Genomic DNA, 22,075 nt, shown 5'->3' on the forward strand with positions numbered 1-22,075 from the left:
CTTAATCTGAAGAATTTTTCAGAAATCATCTCGACTCAGGAACCTTTTTGATCGTTCAGCGTCTTTATATTTAACCTATTGTTTCGTGTAGCACCTTTTGCTATACTGATTTTGTAACTTTTTTTACTTGATCCAGGAGGGATCGAACCATGAACAACTCACTCACTCTTAAGTCAGGCTGGTCTGTATTGCGTGTGATGATGACACTGATGGTCATCAGTGTATTGACGCTGGCCCTGCCGCTGACGACGGCTCAGGCCTATTCCGGTTATCCGACCTTTGACATAACGGAAGTAAAGAAGGATCAATCGGTCACCATTCAGATCAAAAATCTGCCTCCCAACCAGACCTTTACGGTGCGGATGAACAAAATGGGCACCAAGGGGGTGGGCGGTGAGGTAGCCGGCACCTTTAACTCCGAAAGCGGCGGCAGCAAAAAGCTGACTTTTGATATTCCCGCTTCCCTCAAGGGGTTGAAACTGATTGCGATTCGCATTGAAAGTCCGGCCGGTTACTTTGCTTATAACTGGTTCACCAACGACCCGGCCGGCGCGGATACCGGCACACCCTCCAAGCCCTATACCGGCATCCCAACGGTTGACATTGTTTCGGTCACCAAAGATGACGAAGTGAAGGTCAAGACCAACAACTTCCCGGCGGGTAAAACTTTTACGGTGCGGATGGGTGAGTACGGCACCAAAGGTGTTAACGGCACGGTGGTCGGCAGCCTCGATTCTGGCAGCGGCGGCAAGCTGGAAGCCACTTTCAAAATCCCGGCGGGGTTGAAAGGGAAGGATCGCATTGCAATCCGCCTGGAAGCCAGCGGCGGCTACTTTGCCTACAACTGGTTCTACAACAGCACGGGCAGCGGCGTAACACCACCCCCCAGCGGCACACCTGCTCCCACGCCCATCCCGGGGTACAGCGGTATTCCGACTTTCAGCATCAAGGCCGTGATTCGCGACAGTAAGGTGACGATAAGCGCTAAAAACTTCCCGCCCGACCAGACCTTTACGGTGCGCATGGGCGCTTACGGCACCAAAGGTGTTGGCGGCGTGGTGGTAGGCAGCAAGGATACCGGCAGCGGCGGCAGTTTTGAAGCTACCTTTGATATTCCCGAAAGCCTGAAGGGCAGCCAGCGGATTGCCATCCGCATGGACAGCTCGCAGGGGTTCTATGCCTTCAACTGGTTCTGGAACAATACCTACCCCTAAAAAATAAATATCCTCAAATCCGCCCCTTGCACCGGTCGCAGGGGGCGGATGTTCCATTTACCGCAAAATTGCATCTGCCATGCGAGCAGCCCGCACAATGGGCTGCACATCATGCACGCGCAAGATGTCCGCACCGCGCTGAATGCCAATCACACAGGCTGCCAGCGTTCCTTCCAGACGTTGGTCGGGGGGCAGGTTGAGGGTGTAGCCAATAAAGGATTTGCGTGATACGCCCAACAGCAGCGGAAAGCCCAGCTGCTTGAATTCGTCCAGCCGGCGTAAAATTTCCAGATTTTGTTCAACCGTTTTGCCGAAGCCAATGCCGGGGTCCAGGATGATTTGTTCATCGGCAACGCCGCCCTGGCGGGCAAGATGGACGCTTTCCATCAGTTCCCGACGAATATCCTCTATCAGGTTGTCATATTCCATTCCAACATACCGCCCGCCCAGGCGCTCTTGCAATTGGGCATTGGAAGGCTTGCTGCGGTTGTGCATCAAAATCAGACCGGTTTTGAAGCGCGCTGCCACCTCAGCCATACGCGGGTCGGCGCGCAGGCCCCAAACATCGTTGATCCAGTGTGCGCCTGCCCGCAGGGCTGCTTCGGCAACTTCGGACTTATAGGTATCCACCGAAAGGATGACATCCAATTCCAGGCCGGCGAGCATCTCAATTACCGGCAGGACACGGCTCATTTCCTCGTCCATGCTGACGGGTTGGGCGCCGGGCCGGGTGCTTTCTCCGCCAATGTCCAGTATATCCGCACCGGCGGAAACAAATTCAAGCGCCTGCCGGCGGGCAGTTTGTAAAAGGTCGCCGGTGTTTAGCAACCCATCCCCCGAAAAACTATCCGGAGTAATGTTGAGAATGCCCATGATATAGGTTCGACTACCAAAAGACAGAAATTTCATCAGCACTCCCAGGTCGGCGGGGCGGGTTTACTGGCTCGCGGCAAGCGTTTCGATCATCTTTTCGATGCGCTGACGGCGGGTTTCCGGCCGGCGCGCTTCCTGTACATGATTTACCCAGCGCTGGCGGTGTGATGGCGGTAAGCCATAAAAGATGGCGGCAGCTGCGGCTGAATTTTCCAACCCGGCACGCAGGTCGGCTGGCAGGTTGTACCAACCATCATAGGGTAACAGTTGAAAACCGCCGGGCAGCGTTTGGGGAATGATGCCCTTCAGGTCGGTGTCTTTCAAGAGAATGGTGATACTTTTCTTCAGCAAAGGGTGCAGGAACTGCGGAATCAAATCATGCAAAGGAAGCAAAACGAAGGCGCGTTCATGCAGGCGGGGGTGCGGGATTTGCAGCTCTTTTTCGGAAAAGACCTCCTCTTCATAAAAGAGAATGTCCATGTCAATCAGGCGCGGTCCGTAGCGTACACCTTCATGCCGCCCCATTTGTTTTTCCTGCGATTTCAGGTAATGCAGCAATTCCAGCGGTTGCAGGGCAGTGGCAGTTTCGATGACCATGTTGAGAAAGCGCGGCTGGTCTTCAATCCCCCACGGCGGGGTTTCGTACACGAGGGAAGCGCGTAAAGGCAAGACCAACGGCGGCAGGCTAAAAATTGCCTGCCGTAAATTTTGCAGGCGGTCACCCAGGTTGCTCCCCAAAGCCAGAAAAACCCGTTTCAATCTCATTGCCTTTCAATCAAAAAAGCCAGATGAGGGGATGTTTCATCTATCCATAACCCCGCAGGGGAAGAAAGGGAACGACTTAATTCCAGGCCTGCATGCAGGCGCTCGGTCCAGATGGGTGAAGGCGGCGGAACAAGCGGTTGGGCTTGCGGAAAGACCGCCTGTACTTCAGACTGGGCGTCTTGCGGGTAAGACATCCATCCCAACGGGTTTTCAGGGTCGGCGTGCTGCTCCAGGAAGGACTGCCACAGGGCGAGCATTTTCTGCCAGCCCAAAGCGGCCGGCTGCGGCAGCGGCAGAAAGCGGTATTCAGGCGGCAAATTGAACCTGCCCACGGTGGTCGGGCTGCCCAGCACAGCCGCGATGGTTCTGTCGTGGGAGGCTTTTTCAATCCACAGCAGGGTATGCCGCTGCCCGTTGATTAACTCATTCAGCAGCAGGTGAAATAAGCGCGCCGGATGACTGAGTACGGGCCATTCAAATTGCGCCGGCGGCGGAAAAATGCCCGCATCCAAGGGGGGTGAGCCGTTGACCCAGTGAATTTCCTCAATCCATGCCGGCTGAAAGCCCGACCTTTCCAGTGCAGCTGGCAGTTCGGCGGGTGTTTGCAGCCGAAAGGAGGCGAACCAGTAGGCTTCGCTCATTGACCACGCAGTGCGTTGATCAGGTCGGCCAGCAAACCGTAAGCAGTGGTGTTGGGGCCGGGGTTGTTTTCTACAATTCCCAATCCCGGCAGGACATCCGAATGAAACTCAACGTAGGAACTGGTGCCGTTAATGGCAAACAACGGGCTGCCGGCCGAAACCCGCTGCGGTTTGACCGAGGCTTCCAGCAATTCCTTGCCTTTGCGCCGGGCGGTGCAGACGACCTTCCAGCGTTCGCCGGCCTGTCGGGCTTCGCTCACCATTTCGGGGGTTATCTCGCGGATGCTGCTGCGTTCAACCTGCTGGGGTTTGAGCGGAATGCCCAGCACCACCGTACTGAGCGCAGCGACTTTGATGGCGGCGTCCCAGCCGTCAATGTCCGCGGAGGGATCCGTTTCGGCAATCCCGATGGCCTGGGCTTCCTTGACGGCTTCTTCAAAGGTTTTGCCGTTTTCCATCAATCCTAAAATGAAATTGGTGCAGGAGTTGAGGATGCCCTGAAAGCCATGCACTTCAATGCAGGGTAAAGGCCCACGGAAAAGGGAGAAAATCGGCGCTCCGTCCATGACAGCCGCTTCAAACAGAAAGCGTTTACCCCGCGCAGCTGCCATTTCGGTCAGTTCCTGATAGGCGTGAACAACCGGGCCCTTGTTGGCGGTGATGGCGTGCATGCCCTTGTTCAGGGCGGCTTTGATGTGGTCAATGGCCGGCTGACCGGTGTGATGGTTAACCGGCGAGGTTTCCAGCATGGCCTCGGCAGAACTGGCAAACAGAAAATCCAGCGTGTTTTTGGGGGCGGGCATTTCGGAAAGAATGTCCAGCGATTGCCCGCGGTTGATGACCTCCAACGCGCGGCTCAGGCTGATGCCGCCGGAGCTGATTGCGCTGCCGTGCCGCCCGGTTACGATGCCGGTGACAATGAACTGATAACCGAACTGCTGGGCAATTTGCTGTTCTTTTTCCATCAACAGGCGGGCAAAAGCCTGTCCGACGTTTCCAAAACCAACCAGAGCCAATGCTACCTGTTTCATGGTATCTCCCTTTTTGTGATTTTTATTCTATCTTATCCGTCTTTATGTCAATGGACAAGGGTTACGCAACAGCCGTATAATTTATTCGTCCCTTTGAATATTTTTTGGAGAAGTCATCCATGACAAACCAAAAACGATACCGGGTGCGGCTGGACGAAAGCGGAAAACTGGAGATACCCGCCAGTGTTGCCGAGCGCTTTGGTTTGCGCGCCGGCGAGCAGACCATTCTGGAAGAAAACGGGCGAGAGCTCATCCTCTATCGGCCGGTTACATTCCTGGAAAGGGTCTATGTGGAAGCGACCAATGTGTGTAATTTGCAATGCCGCACCTGTGTTCGCAATGTGTGGGAAGAAGAAGCCGGCTTCATGAGTGGGGAAACATTTGAACACGTGTTGGAAGGGGTGATGTCTTTTTATCCCCGTCCGTCTCTCTTTTTTGGCGGATATGGAGAGCCGCTAGCCCACCCCCGCATTTTTGAAATGATCGCCGGAGCACGTTCGGTTGGGGCAGAGGTGGAACTCATTACCAACGGTACCTTGTTGGGAGAAAGTGCCTGCCGGGCTTTGTTGGATTCTGGGGTCAATGTACTGTGGGTTTCACTGGATGGTGCTACTCCGCAGGGGTACATGGATGTGCGGCTGGGGGATGCCCTCGAACAGATTTTGAGCAATTTGCGTCGTTTCCGTGAATTAAAGCGGGAAAGTGGAGCAGCCACTCAATTGGGGATCGCTTTTGTGGCCATGCGCCGCAATATCCATGAATTACCCCAGTTACTTAAATTGGGGCGTGAATTAGGCGCCGCCTATTTTTCCATCAGTAATGTGCTGGCACACACCCGCGATTTACGCTCGGAGTCGCTGTACGATCATGCCCAGTATGAACCTGAGGCACAGAAAACCAGCCTGCTACCGGTTATCAACCTGCCGCGCGCTGATTTCCCGCCGGAAGTGCAACATGCCTTAGCCGCGGCGATCCACGATGGTTTTCGGCTGGAGATTATCGGCTTGAATCCGCTGCGGACGGGCAACCGCTGTCCCTTCATTGAAAGGGGCAGTCTTTCGGTGCGATGGGATGGTAAGGTCAGTCCCTGTTTGCCGTTGCTGCATACCCATGAGAGTTTTCTGGGAGAGCAGGTGCGCCGTTCCATGGCTTATTTTGTCGGTGATGTCGCTCGTCAGAGTATTGCGGAAATCTGGCGAGATGCGGCTTATCTTGACCTGCGCGAGCGGCTTCAGGATTTTGATTTTTCGCCCTGTGTCATTTGTAATTCCTGCGAGATGGCGGAACAAAATCTGGAAGATTGCTTTGGCAACCTGCAGCCGGCCTGTGGGGGTTGCTTGTGGGCGCAGGGCTTGATCCAATGCCCATGAAACTGGCTTCTTAATGGTTCGATAATCGAATGTTAGACGGTTCTTAAACCAACCAAAGGCTCTTTGTGCTATCCTGATTAAAAAATTTTTTAACCATTCCCAAACAGCGTTATGATGAGGTGTCTATGAATAAAGCAAGAGTCCTTTTTTTGTGTACCGGTAATTCTGCCCGCAGCCAGATGGCCGAGGCATTGTTACGCAAATATGCCGGCGATCATTTTGAAGTTTACAGCGCCGGTTTAGAGCCGAAGGGATTAAATCCTTACACGGTCAAGGTTTTGGAAGAAATTGGCGTGGATACCAGTCAACATTATTCCAAGACGCTGGATACGTTCATGGGGAAAGTCCATTTTGGTTATTTGATTACCGTCTGCAGCAATGCCGAAGAAAACTGCCCGGTCTTCCCCGGCATGGGAAAGCGCATGCACTGGCCGTTTGAAGACCCGGCTGCATTTGTGGGCAGTGAGGAAGAAACCCTGCAAAAGTTCCGTGAAGTGCGCGATCAGATTGATGCCCGCGTGCGCGAGTGGCTGAAGGAGATGGAAATTCCCATTAATTAGGGGATACGGCTGGCTTTGAAAAGCATCGGCAGGTTGGAAAGCCGGTGCTTTTTTATTGGCTGAGGCTGAAGGGTGTTTCGATTGTGTCAAGTCTTTTTGGAGGATTTGTCTTTGATTATCTTTTCGGCTTGTGATAAACTTGCAAGCGTAATCAAGTAGTACTCTTTGGAGAAAAGGGATTCAAAAATAATCATGCCAGTCATCTATCCATTTACTGCCATCGTCGGCCAGGAACGCATGAAGCGCGCGCTGGTTTTGAATGCCGTTGACCCGCGCATTGGCGGGGTTTTGATTCGCGGTGAACGCGGTACGGCTAAATCCACGGCGGCGCGCGCACTGGCAGCCCTGCTGCCTCACGTGCGGGTGGTGGCGGATTGCCGTTTTGGCTGTGACCCGGATAACCCTTCTACCTGGTGCACCGAATGCCGCGAACGCAGCGCGCGCGGCGAGGAACTGCCGGTTGCTACCCGTGCCACTCCTTTTGTCAACCTGCCCATATCGGCAACGGAAGATCGCGTGGTGGGAACACTGGACATTGAAAAAGCCATTCAAAAGGGGGAGCGTGCTTTTGAACCGGGAGTGCTGGCAGCGGCTAACCGCGGGCTGCTCTACATTGACGAAGTCAACCTGCTGGACGATCATGTGGTGGATGTGCTGCTCGATTCGGCGGCAATGGGGATGAATATTATTGAGCGCGAGGGGATTTCGTTCAGCCACCCGGCGCGCTTTATTCTGGTAGGTACCATGAACCCGGAAGAGGGCGATCTGCGCCCGCAACTGCTGGACCGTTTTGCGCTCTCGGTAGAAATTTACGGTATTCGCGATGCCCGCGAACGGGTACAAATCATGGAACGCAATCTGGCGTTCGAGTCTGACCCGGAAAAATTCCGTCAGCAGTGGCTGCCGAAGGAAGAAGAACTTTCGCGCCAGATTGAACGCGCCCGGCGTTTGATTGATCAGGTCAGTTACACCAGCCGCGATCTGCTTTCCATTGCTCAATTGACCGCTTCCTTGAACGTGGACGGCCACCGCGCCGATCTGGTCATTCTCAAAGCCGCGCGGGCACAGGCTGCTTTTGACGGGCGGACGGCCATCAACGGACGCGATATTGCGCTGGCTGCCGAACTTGCCCTGCCGCATCGCCTCCGCCGCGGACCTTTCTCGCAGGAAGAAGTGACGATGGAAGAACTGCAAGACCGCATCGAACAGTTACAGGGTGCCAGTTCGACCGGTCAGCGCCGCGAAGAGGTTCAACAAATCGAGGAAGAAAAAAATCAGCAAAAAAAAGTCTGAGTGAGGGAGCGGAAAGTCCGGAAACGCTCCCTCAGGGAACACCTCAGCCCGGACAGACTGAAGATGTCTTTGGCAAACAAAATGCCCAATGGTGGGAAGGCGGTGAGCGGGTTAAGGTGGGTCAATCCTTCGATCCGCGCCGGCTGGATACCCCGTTGGATAAAATGGTGCGCCGCTTTGCCGGGCGGCGCTCACGCACCCGCACGGAACGAAAACGCGGCCGCTATGTGCAATCGCGTCCTTCGTATGGCAAGGCGGACGACCTGGCATTTGATGCGACCCTTCGGGCGGCTGCTCCCTACCAGCGTGAGCGGGAAGAAGACCGCCAGCGGGTGGCTTTTTCGGTGCGCCCCAGTGATTACATGCGCAAGGTGCGGGTGCGCCGCGCCGCCAACTTAATTCTCTTTCTGGTGGACGCTTCCTGGTCCATGGCCGTAGCCGAACGCATGCAGGCCACCAAAGGGGCAATCCTTTCACTTTTGACGGATGCTTACCAGCGCCGTGACCGGGTGGGTCTGATTGTGTTTCAAAAGGACCGCGCCACGCTGGTACTGCCGCCGACCAATTCGGTTACGCTGGCGCAGCGCGCACTGGCGGATATTCCGGTGGGGGGCAAAACCCCGCTTTCTGCCGGCCTTAAGCTGGCCTATGAGGTGTTGATGCGCGAACGGCTGCTGCACCCGGATGTGATGCCCCTGCTGATTGTGTTGACGGATGGGGCGGGCAATGTTTCCATGGGTAAACTTCCGCCGCATGAAGAGGCGTATCGGATTGCCCGCCAGATTGCCGAAGAGCATATTCACAGCGTGGTCATCAACATGGAGCATATTGCTTTTGATCAGGGGCTGGCACAGGCGTTGGCCGATCAACTGCAGGCGCCTTGTTACACGATTGGCGAACTGAAGGCAGAAAATCTATATCAGACGGTGCGGAAGGAAATTCACACCACTCAATTAAATCCCAACCCCGACGAACGCCGTTGACTCATCGGCCTGACTGACTTGCCACATCCTTAAGCCCGTGATATTATCGAGGAGTACTGGGAGAACTTCTGGATGGCATTTCGCGCCGAACGCCGCACTCGAATCCGATCTATTCTGGTTTTTATCATACTGGCAACCATACCCTGCTACTGTCTGGGATTTTTCATCCTTCAATTAAACCGCAGTGTACCCCAGCCGACGGCTACCCCAACGGTTACGCTGACCTTTACGGCTGAACCGCCCCAACCGCCAACCCTGACACCGACCTTTTTCATTCTTCCAAGTGATACTTTCACACCCACCCCAACGATTACGTGGACGCCGACTCAGACATTTACCCCGTTTGTGCCGCCGACCCGCACACCGACGATCACCGAAACGCCAACTCTGACCCCTACTGAAACATCCCTTCCGCCAACCGATACACCGGTGGTGAATACTCCAACCCCTACCGAAACCTCAACTTCTCCATAAATTTCAAGGGAACAATTCAACCAATGACGAGCGAAATCAAGGATTTTCTCAAAGATCTGATTTCTCTGCCGGGGCTTTCGGGATACGAAAGCCCGGCACGCCAGCGCATTCTGCACGAATGGCAGCCGCTGGTGGATGAGATTTCTACAAGCCCGCTGGGCAGTTTGCACGCCCTTAAGCGGGGCAGTGGAGATGAGCCGCGCCCTTCCATTTTGCTGGCTGCTCACATGGATGCCATTGGCATGATGGTTACCGAAATTGTGGACGGCTGGCTGCGTTTTACCCAAATAGGCGGGATTGACCCGCGCATTCTTCCCGGCCAGCAGGTGGTTGTGCATGGCCGACAGGATGTGCCGGGAATCGTGGTTCAGCCGCCGGCACACCTGCTGCCCGATGAAGTTTCTCCCCGTCAAACGGTGGAAATGAAATACCTGCTGGTGGATACCGGCTTGCTGCCCGAGCAGGTGAATGAAGTAATACGCGTCGGCGATTTGATTTCCTTTGCCCAGCCGCCGCTGGAACTCGGCAATGACCTGTTGGCGGGGCACAGTCTGGATAATCGCGCTTCGGTAGCGGCGCTGACCCTCTGTTTGAGGGATCTGCAGCGGGTGCGCCATATCTGGGATGTGTGGGCGGTGGCTACCGTTCAGGAAGAAATTACTCTGGGCGGCGGGTACACTTCGCCGTTTTCCATTCGTCCCGATCTGGCTGTGGCTGTGGATGTGACCTTTGCCAGGGGGCCGGGCGGCCCTTCGGATTACCGCACCTTCCCGCTGGGGAAGGGGCTGACGATTGGCTGGGGGGCAAACATTCATCCGGCTTTTTACCGTGCCATCAAGGAAACCGCTGAACGGCTGGACATTCCCTTCCACAATGAGGTCATGCCGGCTCACTCCGGGACGGATGCCTTTGCCATGCAGGTGACCGCAGAGGGCATCCCTACGGCGGTGCTGAGCATCCCATTGCGCTACATGCACACCCCGGTTGAAATCATCTCACTCAAAGATGTGCAGCGAACCGGTCATCTGCTGGCGCAGTTTATTGCCGGTTTGCAGGCGGATTTCATGGAACAGATGAAGTGGGAAGAGTAAACCGATTGACAAAATGATCAATCCATTGCTCACATCGGATGAACCATTATTACTGGAAGATGCTCAGAAACTCGCATCTCAATCCCTGGATTTTGCTTTGCTGGTTTCCGGTGGCTTGTCTGAAGAGTCATGGAAGTCCATCTATTCTATTTTAGATGAATTGGCGCGTGCCCTTAAGAAGGGTGGGATATTGTTTGTGCAGGGCTTACCGTCGCAGTTGCCCTCATTAGGGGTGTATCTGGATCAAAAGTTGAAATTCAAGTACTGGATTGTTCTTGAATCGACCAAAAGGGACTTTACCAAAGGGCTGCCGTCTGTCCATAGCGGTGTGCTGATGTATGTGAAGGGTAATACATTTGCAGTCAATAAAGTTAGAGTACCGCATGAGTACTGCTTTGCCTGCGGACGGACGCTGAAAGATTGGGGAGGTAAAGCCCACTTAATGAATCCATCCGGAGCGGCTATCTCAGATGTTTGGAAGAGCCTTGAAGGAGAGGATAATTACAGTTCTTTGGGCGTCACATTCTATCAAAGACTGCTCAAGATGGTAGACATAGATGAAAAAGAAATGAGTGGTTGGGCGGCTCCGAAAAACGCTCTACCCATTCCTCAAACAAAGGGGATGATAAAAGAAAGTAAAATTGCATACCAGCCTAACTTATTTTCCATCCTTCAAACGGTTAATTCGGATGACCAGCCTGAGGATCAAAACAAAGAATTTCCGGGTTTTAATGTGATTTTGCAAGGTGACGCCTTGGAAGTATTAAAAAAGTATCCGGATGAATCAATAGATTTGGTCTTTGCCGATCCTCCATACAATTTAGATAAGTCTTACAATGTCTATAATGACGAACTGGCGACCAAAGAATATCTGGATTGGTGCAATCAATGGCTGGATGAATATATTCGTATTTTGAAGCCAACCGGCTCTTTATTCGTGCTTAATTTACCGCATTGGTCCATGTACCATGCGGATTACTTGAATAAACGTTTATATTTTCAAAATTGGATTGTATGGGACGCCTTGTCTGAGCCGCGTGGAAAATTGATGCCAGCGCATTACAGTCTGCTTTTTTACACAAAGCAAAAAGAAGGTTTTACCTTCAATTATGAAGGGTTGAAGAATCTTGACAGCCGCGTCTATTGTCTGCGAGCTTCGTGTGTGCGCAGTCGCAAATCCAGAGGGGAAAACAAACAAGAACCACTCACAGATTTGTGGTGGGATATTCACAGGATTAAGCACCGACGCGATCGAGATTATCATCCCTGCCAGTTACCGGAAGGATTGCTCAAACGCATCATTTTATTGACCACAAACCCAAATGATGTGGTATTGGATGCTCTGGCGGGAACCGGTACCACCATTATTACGGCAGCAAAATTAGGCCGCCGATTTGTTGGGATTGATATTGATCCCTACTATGTTGAACTCATGCAAAACAAGATCAAGGAGATCCAACTTAACGGCAAGATAACGCGTATACCGGTCAAAAAATCAAAAATCGGTTTGACAAAAAAAGAACTTCAACTGGAATTACGATCTTTGGCGAAAAAATTGGGAAGACTTCCAACTCCAGATGATGTAAAGACCTACAGCCGTTATGAGTTGAAGGTCTATTTTGATGTATTCCCGACCTGGGGAAAAGCAATCAAAGCGGCAAAATTGGAGATCGCTGATGACAAGAACGGTTGAAAAAATTTCTTTTGAACAAGTTTGGCAAACCGCAACGGTTTTTTACCTCAACGCTTCTTTAGAGGACGAAATTGACCATGAAGTTGAAAGTCTTCTCAACCTTGCGGAGCAATCTGATCTTTCTAACAGGCAGGTGGTTACAGAAGAGTACCTTCGGGAGAAAATCACCCAAAATCCGGCGGTTTTAGATGTGATCTTAAGGGATCTGGAATTATCAGAAGAAAAATTCTTGAGATTGATATCCCTGTTAAGGCGTATAGGGAGAATTGAAGGCGGCTTTGATGCGGAATGGTCGCTTGCGAGAATAAAGAGTATCCTTCCCCGGCATCCAGACTTGTTATATCAGGTGGCTTCTTTGCTGTATAACGGTTGCAATGATCAAGAATTAGCATCTTTAGTTCCGCGCTATTATCTGGAAAGTTTGAATTACGCCGAAATTGGCGCCAGCACTCAGGCTGCCCGTAAAGTACGTTACAAGCGTTCCTTGATCGGTACTTACGGAGCAAAGAAGGGGCATAAAGTTGAAGCAGAGATTCAAAATATTCTGCTGCGCGTTCGAAGTGAATATGGTATTCCCTTTGAAAAAGGGCGCTCCCGTTTCGTTGAGACGGATATAGATTTTGCCGTGCCGAACCTGGATGACCCATGGGTTATATTGATGAGTTCGTTTCAAGAAACGACCAGCAGCGGTCAAACGAATAAAGCCCGCGATATGTTAGCCATCTATGACCGCGTTCGACACGCCAATAGCCGTTATAATGAACGGCGGGTGTTCATTAATTTTGCTGATGGAGGCGGCTGGCTGGCAAGGCGGAGAGATCTCTACAGGCTTTGGGAAAACTGCCATTTTTTCCTGAACCTGTCCAACCTGTCCGATTTAGAACAAATTGTCCTGGAATACGTTCCTGAAAAATACTTTCATAGACTGTAGGTACAATGGACGAATACCCTTCAATTTCACTTCCTGTGTCTGAAAGTCAACTCAATCTGCTTGAACGGCTCTCGAATGCCGTTGCCGTTTCGGGAGATGAGCGCGAGGTGCGCGCCATTGTCCTTGAAGAAATTCAACCCTTTGCCGATGAGGTGCGTGTAGATGCGCTTGGCAATGTGCTGGCAGTTCGTCACGCAAGCGGGGAGAATCCTCTGCGGGTGATGCTGGCGGCTCACATGGATGAAGTTGGATTCATTCTCGTGGAGGAGGAAGAAGGCGGCTGGCATCGCTTTGAAGTGGTCGGTGGGGTTGATCCGCGTGTGCTGGTTGGCAAGCCGGTAGTGGTGGGCAAAGACCATCTGGCCGGCGTGATTGGGGCGCGCCCCATCCATTTGACAACACCCGATGAGCGAAAAAACGCTCTTTCTGTGGATCAATTACGCATTGATTTAGGCAACGAGAATGGTAAAAAGGTCAAACCGGGCGAGCGAGCCGGCTTTGCCACCCGTTTTCGGCAGGCCGGCCCGAGCCTGATTGGTAAAGCGCTGGATGACCGGCTGGGGGTTGCCATCCTGATTGAATTAATCAAAAATCCACCCGCCAATGTGGAATTGCTGGCGGCTTTTACCGTGCAGGAGGAGATCGGATTACGCGGGGCAAAAGTGGCCGCTTATGCCTTGAACCCGGATCTGGCCATTGCGGTGGATGCCACCCCTGCCAATGATCTGCCCCTGTGGGATGGTGAAGAAAATACCCGCTATAATACCCGCCTTGGCGGCGGGCCGGCAATCTATGTGGCTGACGCTGCCACCCTTTCGGACCCGCGCCTGATTCGCCACCTGATTCGCACAGCCGAGGAGATGGGTATCCCCTACCAGATTCGCCAGCCGGGCGGTGGCGGGACGGATGCGGGCGCCATTCACAAACAGCGCGAGGGTATTCCGGTGGTATCTGTTTCGGTGCCGGTGCGCTATGCCCACACCCCGGCATTGCAGGCGCGCCTGCTTGACTGGGAAAATACCCTGTCTTTGTTGTATCACGGACTGGAACGGCTCAGCCCGGAATTGTTCTCGGAAGATCGCTAAATAAATCCAGGAGAATTGCATGAAAGCGTTAATTCAAAAACTGGTGGAAACCATTGCCCCTTCGGGTTATGAAATGCCCATCCGCGAACTGATTTTAGGGGAAGTCAAAGAGGTGGCGGATGAGGTGCGTGTGGATGCGCTCGGCAATCTGGTGGTGCGCAAAGGTCAAAAAAGCCCGGATGGAAAGCGCATCATGCTGGCGGCACACATGGACGAGATCGGCTTGATTGCCACGCATATTGACGAAAATGGCTTTGTGCGCTTTTCGACGATTGGCGGTGTGCGCCCGCACACCCTCTACGGCGGTCGGGTACGCTTCTTGAACGGCGTTGCCGGGGTGATTGGCGGCGAACGCCTGGAAAACATGGATCGGGTACACGGTTTTGAAAAACTGTTCATTGATGTGGGCGCAACCAGCCAAGAAGATTGCCCGGTGCGGGTTGGGGACGTGGCTGCTTTTGAGCGGCCTTTTCTGGATTTGGGCAAACGTCTGGTGGCAAAATCCATGGATGACCGCATTTCGGTTGCAGTGATGATTGAAACGCTGCGCCAGTTGAAAGACACTCCCCATGAAGTTTTCTTCGTGTTCACCACACAGGAGGAGGTTGGGGTGCGCGGGGCAACCACTGCCGCCTTTGGAGTTGACCCGGAAATTGGCATTGCGGTGGATGTCACCGCTACCGGTGATACCCCCAGGGGTATGAAGATGGCAGTTGCGCTTGGTAAAGGGCCTGCCATTAAAGTTAAAGATACCGGTATGATCGCCGATCCGCGGGTGGTGCGCTGGATGGCGGATACAGCCGAACAAGCCGGCATCCCCTACCAGCTGGAAATTCTGGAAGGCGGTTCCACGGATGCCCGCGCCATGCAATTGACGCGCGCCGGTGTTCCGGCCGGTTGTCTTTCAATCCCGTGCCGGTACATCCACACCCCATCTGAGATGGTGGATTTTGAGGATGTGCAAAACGCCGTCCGCATGCTGATGGCTTTGCTGCAAGCACCGGTTGATTTGAAATGAGCCGTCTGTTTCCCCGCACCGGTAAAAACCGACAGGGGGATGCGAAGCGAATGATACCACCGGCGCTGGTGCGCCTCACTGCGGCGGTGTTGATTCTGGCGCTGCTGGCCGGGTGCGTCGAGTGGTTGGAACCGGTTTTTCCGGGGTTATTCACGCCGCTGCCGACCAGCACGCTTGAGGGCCAAATCACGCTCACACCAGTACCTGAACCGAGCATCACTCCAGAACCGCAGCCGACTTTTGGCGGGGCAATCACTCTGACGCTCTGGTTGCCGCCGCAATTCGACCCGGCTGCCGATACACCCGCCGGACAGTTGTTGCAGCAACGCTTGGATGCGTTCATGGAGGAAAACCCCGGTGTTTTGATTCACGTGCGAATTAAAGCCCCCTCGGGCCCCGGCGGTTTGCTCGAGTCGCTGACCGCTGCAGCAGCAGCGGCGCCAGCCGCCCTGCCTTCGGTGGTTGCCCTCAACCGCGGTGACCTGGAAGCGGCTGCCCTGAAAGGTCTGATTTACCCGCTGGAAGGAGTGAGCGAGGAAATCGAAAGCCCGGACTGGTATCCGTATGCCCGTCAGCTGAGCAGGGTGCAGGACATCCCGTTTGCCCTGCCGATTGCCGGTGATGCGTTGATGCTTTTTTACCGCCCGGCTTCGGTTGGAGGAAGTCCGCCGCAAACCTGGCAGGACGCGCTGGCGTTCGGCAACCCGCTGCTCTTTGCCGGGGACGATCCGCAGGCATGGCTAACCCTGACGCTTTACCGGTCACTGGGCGGTTTGGTGCAGGATTTGCAGGGAAGGCCTGCTCTTCAGGCGGATTTGCTTCAACAGGTATTTGAACTGTATCAGGAAGGAGCGCGGCGGGGCACTTTTCCTCAGACGGTTGCCCAGTATCAAAGCGGCGGGCAGGTCTGGCAGGCATATCTGGATGGTCAGGCTGACTGGGCAGTTACCTTTGCCTCGTTTTACCTGACTGACTTACCGGCAGATACTGCTGCATTGCTGCTACCCTCGCTGGGCGGGGATGATTTCACACAGGCTACCGGTTGGAGTCTGGCGATTGCCGAACCCGATCCGCAACGCCGTCAGCTGGCGGTAGCGCTGGCGGAGTATCTCAGCGCGGCTGATTTTCTGGCAGAATGGGCCGTAGCGGCTGGTTACCTGCCGGTACACCCCACTTCTCTGAGCGGCTGGCAGCCGGTTACGCTGCAAAACACGCTGAGCCGGGTGGTGCTTTCGGCGCAAATTCGGCCTTCCAACGAAATTCTTGTCAGCCTTGGCCCGGCGCTCAGAGAAAGCAGTCTGGCTGTCTTGCGCAACCAGGCCAGCCCGGCTCAGGCGGCACAATCTTCGGTGGAGAAATTATTAGCACCATGATCAGGCATCTTTTCAGCAAGATCTTGGAAGGGGCTGTCAAACCGCTGGGCTGGCTCAAACGGCAGAATCCCCATTTTCTCTGGTTGGGAGTTGTCCTGCTGGCTTTTCTGGCTGCTATGGCGTTCAGCGAGCCGGTTACGCCCCGCCAGATCAGCACCCCATCACCGACTGCGGTTGTTACGCTATTGCCAACCCAGTCCGTGACCGGCGAAAGTCTGGCGCTCAGGCCCTCCCCAACTCCCATTCCGGAGGAGTTGATTGCCAACCGCGAACAGACCTTTGGAATCGTTTTTGGGGCGGTGGTACTGGTGCTGATTGTCATCATCGGCACGTTGAGCGGAATTGCCGCTCAACGTCAAAACCAGAGCGGTGCTTGAGGCGGTGAGGCTTCAACCATTGCCTTTTTTGGGCAGCTGAATTTTCACAAGAGTCAATGCGGAGAACAGAAACAACGCCCCGTAGATGGTGAAGATGACCAGATAACCAAGCCCGGGTTCGATTTTGTTGAAGAAATCGGCAATGGGTCCGCCGATGCCGGCACCGACAATGCCCGCCCCTGCACCTGCCAGATTGGAAATCCCCAGATAGCGACCGGCTTCCTGCGGGGGGGCTAACTCAGTTCCCAAAGCCCAGTTGGAGGCGAAGAAAGTGCCCGTCCCCAGTCCAATGATACAGCCGCTGAGGATGACGATGGGAAAATTGGGGGCAAACAGCAGCACCAGCGTACCCAACGCGGCGATCAGACCGGCGTACAAGACCAGCTTTTTCGGTCCGAAGCGGTCAGCGAGCGTGCCGCCGTAAATGGCTGAGGGAATCAGAAAGACGGCTACCGCTGCCAGCAGCAGGGTGGTGCTGGTAGCCGGGTTGGGCAATTGCAGCACATCGCGCAGGTAAAATTGAGCAAACCCCTGAATTGACCCAACCGCCGCCAGAAAGAGCAGCCGGTTGATCACCCACCAGATGAACGAAGTCTGCTGGCGGGCTTCCCGTCCAATGCCGACCGAAGCGCCGAAATACACGCCAATCAGAATGGAACCGGCCATTGCCACCAGACCGGCCAACCCGATCAAGAGAATTTGCCCTTCACGGCTGATGCCCATTTGGGTCAGACGATTCCCGCTGATATTCACCAGCCAGACCGCCAGGCGGGTAGCGCCCACAAAAATACCGGTCAGTGCCAGCAGGCGCAGGAAACGGTCGCCAACGCCGTTGGTTGGTTTTTCGCCGATGGGGGTTTCACGGGCAAACAAAACGGTTATGGCCATGGTGATCAGGAAACCGGCTGCCACGATGCCCATCACCAGCCCAACCTGCCCGCGGTCAATGAGCGGGCCGATGAAGATGACCAGAAAGACCGGCAGCAGCTCCAGCACGGCTTTGACGCCCGAGGATCGTCCGCGCTGATTCTCCGGGACGAGATCGGGAATCAGGCCCTGTAATGCCCCCTGAGCCATGTTGGAGGAAATTTGCAAGAGGACAATTCCGAGCAGCAGCACAGCGTAGGCGGTGGAAATCCCCAGACTGGATTGGAAAAACTCATCCAGTTCGGAGCCGATGAACAGGGGGGTGGCGCCAATCAGGGCAAGGAAAACCACATTGGCCAGCGCGCCGCCGAAGATGAACGGTCGTCGCCGCCCAAAACGTGAGGTACTGCGATCCGATAACATTCCGCCCAGCGGCTGTACCAGCATGGCAACCGTCAGGCCGATCACGCGCACATTGGCAAGGTAGGTGTTTTTCTGCTCTTCCGGCATGAACAGCAGTACCAGATAGGGCAGCAGCAGGGGGGTAATCACGCCGGAGGCGATGTTGATCCCCAACCAGTAAGCGTTCAAGGCAATGTGATCGAACCAGCTCAGTTTTTTTTCTTCCATCAGGTTTTCTCCAGCGGGTCAGGATACAAGATGGGGGCGCAGCTGCCGGATGGTTTGCAGCGAGGAAAGTGCTTGCAAAACGGTCAACTCAAAGATGATTGGGGCTTTAAATTGCGCTTTGTTCAGGCGGTCGAGCAGGCGGGCGGTGTCGAGATCGCCACTGCCGAGCGGCTGATGGTCCAAACCGTAGGCCGGTTGATCGGCATTTTGTGGAATGGGACAGTCGTGCAGGTGAATTTCAGCCAGTCGTGGGAGGACTTGTTCCAAAACGCTGAACAAATCCACTGCTCCGGCAAAGCCGGCCAGCACATGACCCGTATCCAGACAGATGGAAAGGTCAAGCCTTTCGGCCATTTCCAGGGTCAGATCAAACGGAAATTCAATCGTTTCAACCGCCAGCTGACGCGCGGGCAGGCCAGTTTCTTCCAAAATGGCTTGAATGGACTGCAGCGCATTTTGCTGGAACTGATGCAGAATCAACGCTTTGCCGGCAGAGGGCAGGTTCATCCGGTAAAATTCGGCGGCCAGCGCGCCAGTGGCGTGCAACACGTAGCATTGCGGCGCAAGCGGGCGAGTGGCTTGAATACAGTCCACCAGCGCCTGCACCGAGCCGCGCCGCACGGCTTTCAGGGGGGTGGAAGGTTCAACCGACCACAGCGGTAAATGCACGGTGTAGGTCAGCCCCACTTCTTCTTTGAGTTGCGCCAGTTCTTCGATGGCGGGTGGACTGAAGGTTTGCGGAAACCACATACCTAAATCACCGCCCAGTTCGATGAGATCGAAGCCGGCTTCATACAGTTTACGGACAAGCCCGGCGTGGCTGAAGGTTGCCACATGCTGCATGGCATCTTGCGGGTTGTTGACTGGCGGGATGAGGGCATTCATCTGCATTGCCATGATACCGAATCGCATAATTGACCTCGCTGCAGAAGGATTTAGAAATATTAACCCCTACATGGATAGATTGTATTCAAACGGTGGAAATTTCAAAGTGAAAAAGAGCAGTCTTAATCAGAAGTTAACCTGTAAAAAGCAAAGCTACCCCGCCTAAAGCCAGCAGGGCACCCAAGACGGCGCGCGGGGTGATTTTTTGTCCCTGCAGTGCGGCAATTGGCAGGATGAATAACGGGCTGGCCGATAAAAGGGTTTGCACGATGCCAGCCGGGGCGAGTGAAATCGAAACCTGTTGCAGCCACATTGCCAGATAGGTACCAATGAAAGTGGCCGCAGCCAATGTTGCCCACAGGTGCGGCTGAGCCTGAAAGACGGTGCGGCTCAGCAAAGGTTTGCGGCGCAGGAGTGACCAGACTGCCAGCACCACCACGGCAGCTGCCAAACGCAGGATGGTACTCTGCAGCGAGTCGACACTGGTGCGGGTTAGAGCCACCCGCGAAAGCACCAGTGCCACCGACTGGGAAAGGGCCGCCAGAAACCCAAACAACAGGCCGAGTTTGAGGTCAAAGGCTGGGGCTGAATCGGAGGTGCGTTCGAGAATCACCCAGGCGATGCCCGCCACCGTGAGCAGAATACCCAGCCATGCCGTCCACGCCAGGGTTTCACCCAGCACACCCCACGCAATCAGCCCGACCATCGGCGGAGCTAATGTGGCCAGCAGCAGGGTGCGCCTGGGCCCCAAATGCTGAAGGGCTTGCAGGTAGGCGCTGTCGCCGAGGGTGATGCCAATCACTCCGCTGACCAGCAGCAGCCCAAGCGCGTTGGCCGGGATGGATTGCAAACCGCCGCCGCTCAGGTAAAGGGTGATGACCAGTAAAATGAGCGCCAGCATCCCTTTGAGAAAGTTGACCTCAATTACCGACAGGTGGCTGCCCAACCGGGTGAACCACACCGATGCCAGCGCCCACAGAAAAGCGGCGGTCAGTGCCGCCAGACCACCGCCAAACGGAGAAGTCAATAAGTCGAGGATGGCGTCCATGTTGTTGGGGCAATCTTATCACAATTTGCCGGGCGGAGGGAGTTGCGGTTTTCCCCTGCCGGTTCTTCCGGGTAAGCGCATCCCCCAAATGGCAGAGGAAAAAAGTTTGCCGGCCAGTTATACTGAATCTGGATTGAAGGTTGTACTCTTACAGGCGGGTCGTTATACTCAAAAAGGAGGTATGCAATGTCAAATGGTGCGATAAGTGAATTGATGGGGAATGTGTCGGAGGGCTGGGTTCAGGCCGCCGAGAAGGCTGCTGCCTTCACTGTGCTGGTGGATGCCCGCAAGCGTCTACCCGGCAGCGGGGTGGTTTTTTCCAGTAACATGATTTTGACGGCCGACCATGTGGTCGAGCGCGAGGAGAATATCCGTATCCTGCTGGGGGATGGCAGCGTCCATGTTGCAACGCTGGGCGGGCGCGATCCCGCCAACGATCTGGCTTTGCTGCGGTTGGAAGAGGCTGTGCTTACCCCGACTGAGGTAGCCGAACGAGAAGGCCGGGTAGGGCAGCCGGCACTGACCGTAGCGCGCCCGGGACCGGAGGGCATTCAGGTGGGTTGGGCGTTGATTTCGGCGATTGGCGGGCCGGTTCGGACAATGCGCGGCGGTCTGCTGCGGCGTTTCTTTCGGCTGGATGCCACACCTTTCCCCGGTTTTTCGGGTGGAGCGCTGGTAGACCTGAATGGTTGTTTGCTGGGCATTAACACTTCCGGTCTGGCGGGCGGCACTTTTCTCTCCATTCCGGTTGCGGTTGCATGGGAAATTGGAGACATCCTGGCGCGGCACGGGCGCATCCGACGCGGGTATCTGGGCATTCGCAGCCAGCCGGTCGAAATTCCGCCTGCCCTGCAGCAATCGTTGAATCGCGTTCAGGAACGCGGCTTGTTGCTGGTGGGCGTGGAAGAAAACACCCCCGCGGCTGCGGCCGGTTTGATGGTGGGAGATATTCTGACCGCCCTCAACGCACAGCCCCTGAATGACCCCGAAGATCTGGTTTCGGTTCTTTCGGCGGATGTGGTGGGCAAGCCGGTCACCCTTGAATTGCTGCGCGGCGGTCAGAAAGTGGAAAAGCAGGCAATCGTAGGTGAACGCTGAGAAGAGTGCATGGAAAGTGAGCCGTTAAGCCCCCGGGACGCTCCAGTACGGTTAGCCTTGCTGAGCCCGGGCGGCGCCATCCGCGCCGGTTTGAGGGCATTGCTGCAAACCGGCGGGCGGGTGGAAATCGCCGCTGAGATGGCGGATGTTTCCGAACTGCAGCGGATGGATGAAAGGGTGGATGTACTGGTGGCTGTCCTGCCTTTTCAACGGCTGGCCGAATTGGAGAAGCACCTCGCTGAGGGGGTAACTTCCGCCATTTTGCTGCTGGTGACGGATTGGGAAGAGGCAGCCGGTGTGCCTCTTCCCAATTTGTTCCGCAGCCGCGCAGCGGGCCTGCTGCCGCTGGGGGTGGAAGGGGAAACACTGCAAGCCGCTCTGGCTGCCCTGCTGGAGGGGCTTTCGGTGGGGCTGCCCGGCTGGTTTTCCCTTCTTGGGCAGCCGGGGGGTATGCCGTTTAGCCCGGCTGCAGGCGAGGAGCGTTTGACCCCCCGCGAGGTGGAAGTTCTGGAACAACTGGCGCAAGGATTAACCAACAAGCAAATTGCACGGATACTGGGCATCAGTGAACATACCGTCAAGTATCACATCTCGGCAGTTTATGCCAAACTGGGCGCCATGAACCGTGCTGAGGCGGTGCGCATCGGGGCGCGCCGCGGCTATCTACAAATTTAGCTTGACGTGAGTTCGGGATAAGATCAAAACCCGGCAAGCAATGCCAATGACCCCCACCTGCACCTCCCCCAAAATCGCCCCTGCGATTTTGGGGGAGGCG

General features: G+C 55.0%; 22 protein-coding genes. 15 read left to right on the plus strand and 7 right to left on the minus strand.

Annotated features, from left to right (window positions below; genetic code table 11):
- The first annotated feature begins 149 nt into the window (after nt 1-149).
- On the plus strand, nt 150-1,214 hold the full coding sequence (locus ACWIZX_RS13915; RefSeq protein ID WP_322794316.1) for a hypothetical protein: 1,065 nt from the start codon (nt 150-152) through the stop codon (nt 1,212-1,214).
- A 57-nt stretch (nt 1,215-1,271) separates the two neighbouring features.
- Here ACWIZX_RS13915 and folP read toward each other — a convergent pair whose 3' ends face one another.
- From folP to ACWIZX_RS13935, 4 genes are read right to left on the minus strand one after another with little or no spacing between them, the layout of a single operon-like run.
- Nucleotides 1,272-2,123, minus strand: a complete 852-nt coding sequence (gene folP / locus ACWIZX_RS13920; protein ID WP_448336204.1) for a dihydropteroate synthase — start codon at nt 2,121-2,123, stop codon at nt 1,272-1,274.
- A gap of 27 nt (nt 2,124-2,150) precedes the next feature.
- Nucleotides 2,151-2,852: a 2-amino-4-hydroxy-6-hydroxymethyldihydropteridine diphosphokinase gene (gene folK, locus ACWIZX_RS13925; protein WP_448336205.1), complete on the minus strand. Its 702-nt coding sequence runs from the start codon at nt 2,850-2,852 to the stop codon at nt 2,151-2,153.
- The gene (locus ACWIZX_RS13930; RefSeq protein ID WP_322794562.1) at nt 2,849-3,493 is read right to left on the minus strand and encodes a hypothetical protein; all 645 of its coding nucleotides are present in this window, start codon (nt 3,491-3,493) and stop codon (nt 2,849-2,851) included. Before ACWIZX_RS13930 ends, folK begins: the two co-directional genes overlap by 4 nt.
- Nucleotides 3,490-4,524 carry a homoserine dehydrogenase gene (locus ACWIZX_RS13935; RefSeq protein WP_448336206.1) on the minus strand — a complete coding sequence of 345 codons (1,035 nt, stop codon included), beginning with the start codon at nt 4,522-4,524 and terminating at the stop codon, nt 3,490-3,492. The genes ACWIZX_RS13930 and ACWIZX_RS13935 overlap by 4 nt, the downstream gene beginning before the upstream one ends.
- Nucleotides 4,525-4,643: 119 nt before the next feature.
- Here ACWIZX_RS13935 and ACWIZX_RS13940 point away from each other — a divergent pair, with 119 nt between their 5' ends.
- The 12 genes from ACWIZX_RS13940 to ACWIZX_RS13995 all read left to right on the plus strand — a co-directional run bounded on the left by ACWIZX_RS13940 (nt 4,644) and on the right by ACWIZX_RS13995 (nt 16,772).
- Complete coding sequence (locus ACWIZX_RS13940; protein ID WP_448336207.1) at nt 4,644-5,894, plus strand: radical SAM protein; 1,251 nt, start codon at nt 4,644-4,646, stop codon at nt 5,892-5,894.
- Nucleotides 5,895-6,019: 125 nt separating this feature from the next.
- On the plus strand, nt 6,020-6,454 hold the full coding sequence (locus ACWIZX_RS13945; protein WP_448336208.1) for an arsenate reductase ArsC: 435 nt from the start codon (nt 6,020-6,022) through the stop codon (nt 6,452-6,454).
- 192 nt (nt 6,455-6,646) lie between these two features.
- The gene (locus ACWIZX_RS13950; protein WP_322793076.1) at nt 6,647-7,747 is read left to right on the plus strand and encodes an ATP-binding protein; all 1,101 of its coding nucleotides are present in this window, start codon (nt 6,647-6,649) and stop codon (nt 7,745-7,747) included.
- A gap of 116 nt (nt 7,748-7,863) precedes the next feature.
- A complete protein-coding gene (locus tag ACWIZX_RS13955; RefSeq protein WP_322793077.1) occupies nt 7,864-8,730 on the plus strand; it encodes a vWA domain-containing protein in 867 nt (288 codons plus the stop codon).
- A gap of 72 nt (nt 8,731-8,802) precedes the next feature.
- Nucleotides 8,803-9,204, plus strand: coding sequence for a hypothetical protein (locus ACWIZX_RS13960; RefSeq protein ID WP_448336209.1), 402 nt, complete (start codon nt 8,803-8,805; stop codon nt 9,202-9,204).
- Nucleotides 9,205-9,227: 23 nt separating this feature from the next.
- On the plus strand, nt 9,228-10,295 hold the full coding sequence (locus ACWIZX_RS13965) for a M42 family peptidase (protein WP_448336210.1): 1,068 nt from the start codon (nt 9,228-9,230) through the stop codon (nt 10,293-10,295).
- 13 nt (nt 10,296-10,308) lie between these two features.
- A complete protein-coding gene (locus tag ACWIZX_RS13970) occupies nt 10,309-11,988 on the plus strand; it encodes a DNA methyltransferase (protein ID WP_448336211.1) in 1,680 nt (559 codons plus the stop codon).
- Nucleotides 11,972-12,919, plus strand: a complete 948-nt coding sequence (locus ACWIZX_RS13975; RefSeq protein WP_448336212.1) for a hypothetical protein — start codon at nt 11,972-11,974, stop codon at nt 12,917-12,919. The genes ACWIZX_RS13970 and ACWIZX_RS13975 overlap by 17 nt, the downstream gene beginning before the upstream one ends.
- 5 nt (nt 12,920-12,924) lie before the next feature.
- On the plus strand, nt 12,925-14,004 hold the full coding sequence (locus ACWIZX_RS13980) for a M42 family metallopeptidase (protein ID WP_322791460.1): 1,080 nt from the start codon (nt 12,925-12,927) through the stop codon (nt 14,002-14,004).
- A 19-nt stretch (nt 14,005-14,023) separates the two neighbouring features.
- Nucleotides 14,024-15,022, plus strand: a complete 999-nt coding sequence (locus ACWIZX_RS13985; protein WP_448336213.1) for a M42 family metallopeptidase — start codon at nt 14,024-14,026, stop codon at nt 15,020-15,022.
- The gene (locus ACWIZX_RS13990; RefSeq protein ID WP_448336214.1) at nt 15,019-16,395 is read left to right on the plus strand and encodes an ABC transporter substrate-binding protein; all 1,377 of its coding nucleotides are present in this window, start codon (nt 15,019-15,021) and stop codon (nt 16,393-16,395) included. Before ACWIZX_RS13985 ends, ACWIZX_RS13990 begins: the two co-directional genes overlap by 4 nt.
- The gene (locus ACWIZX_RS13995; protein ID WP_448336215.1) at nt 16,392-16,772 is read left to right on the plus strand and encodes a hypothetical protein; all 381 of its coding nucleotides are present in this window, start codon (nt 16,392-16,394) and stop codon (nt 16,770-16,772) included. Before ACWIZX_RS13990 ends, ACWIZX_RS13995 begins: the two co-directional genes overlap by 4 nt.
- 12 nt (nt 16,773-16,784) lie before the next feature.
- Here the strand turns inward: ACWIZX_RS13995 and ACWIZX_RS14000 are convergent, their stop codons facing one another.
- The 3 genes from ACWIZX_RS14000 to ACWIZX_RS14010 form a co-directional block, all read right to left on the minus strand.
- Entirely contained in the window at nt 16,785-18,269 is a 1,485-nt protein-coding gene (locus tag ACWIZX_RS14000) for an MFS transporter (RefSeq protein ID WP_448336216.1), read from the minus strand.
- Between the two features lie 18 nt (nt 18,270-18,287).
- The gene (gene cbiR / locus ACWIZX_RS14005; protein ID WP_322792300.1) at nt 18,288-19,181 is read right to left on the minus strand and encodes a cobamide remodeling phosphodiesterase CbiR; all 894 of its coding nucleotides are present in this window, start codon (nt 19,179-19,181) and stop codon (nt 18,288-18,290) included.
- A gap of 106 nt (nt 19,182-19,287) precedes the next feature.
- Nucleotides 19,288-20,202, minus strand: a complete 915-nt coding sequence (locus ACWIZX_RS14010; protein WP_448336217.1) for a DMT family transporter — start codon at nt 20,200-20,202, stop codon at nt 19,288-19,290.
- Nucleotides 20,203-20,388: 186 nt separating this feature from the next.
- Here ACWIZX_RS14010 and ACWIZX_RS14015 point away from each other — a divergent pair, with 186 nt between their 5' ends.
- Both ACWIZX_RS14015 and ACWIZX_RS14020 read left to right on the plus strand, forming a co-directional pair.
- Nucleotides 20,389-21,300 (plus strand): S1C family serine protease, encoded by a 912-nt coding sequence (locus ACWIZX_RS14015; protein ID WP_448336218.1) that lies wholly within the window; start codon nt 20,389-20,391, stop codon nt 21,298-21,300.
- Nucleotides 21,301-21,309: 9 nt separating this feature from the next.
- Entirely contained in the window at nt 21,310-21,975 is a 666-nt protein-coding gene (locus ACWIZX_RS14020) for a helix-turn-helix transcriptional regulator (protein ID WP_448336219.1), read from the plus strand.
- The last annotated feature ends 100 nt before the right edge of the window (nt 21,976-22,075 follow it).

The sequence above is a fragment of the Bellilinea sp. genome, from assembly GCF_053501535.1.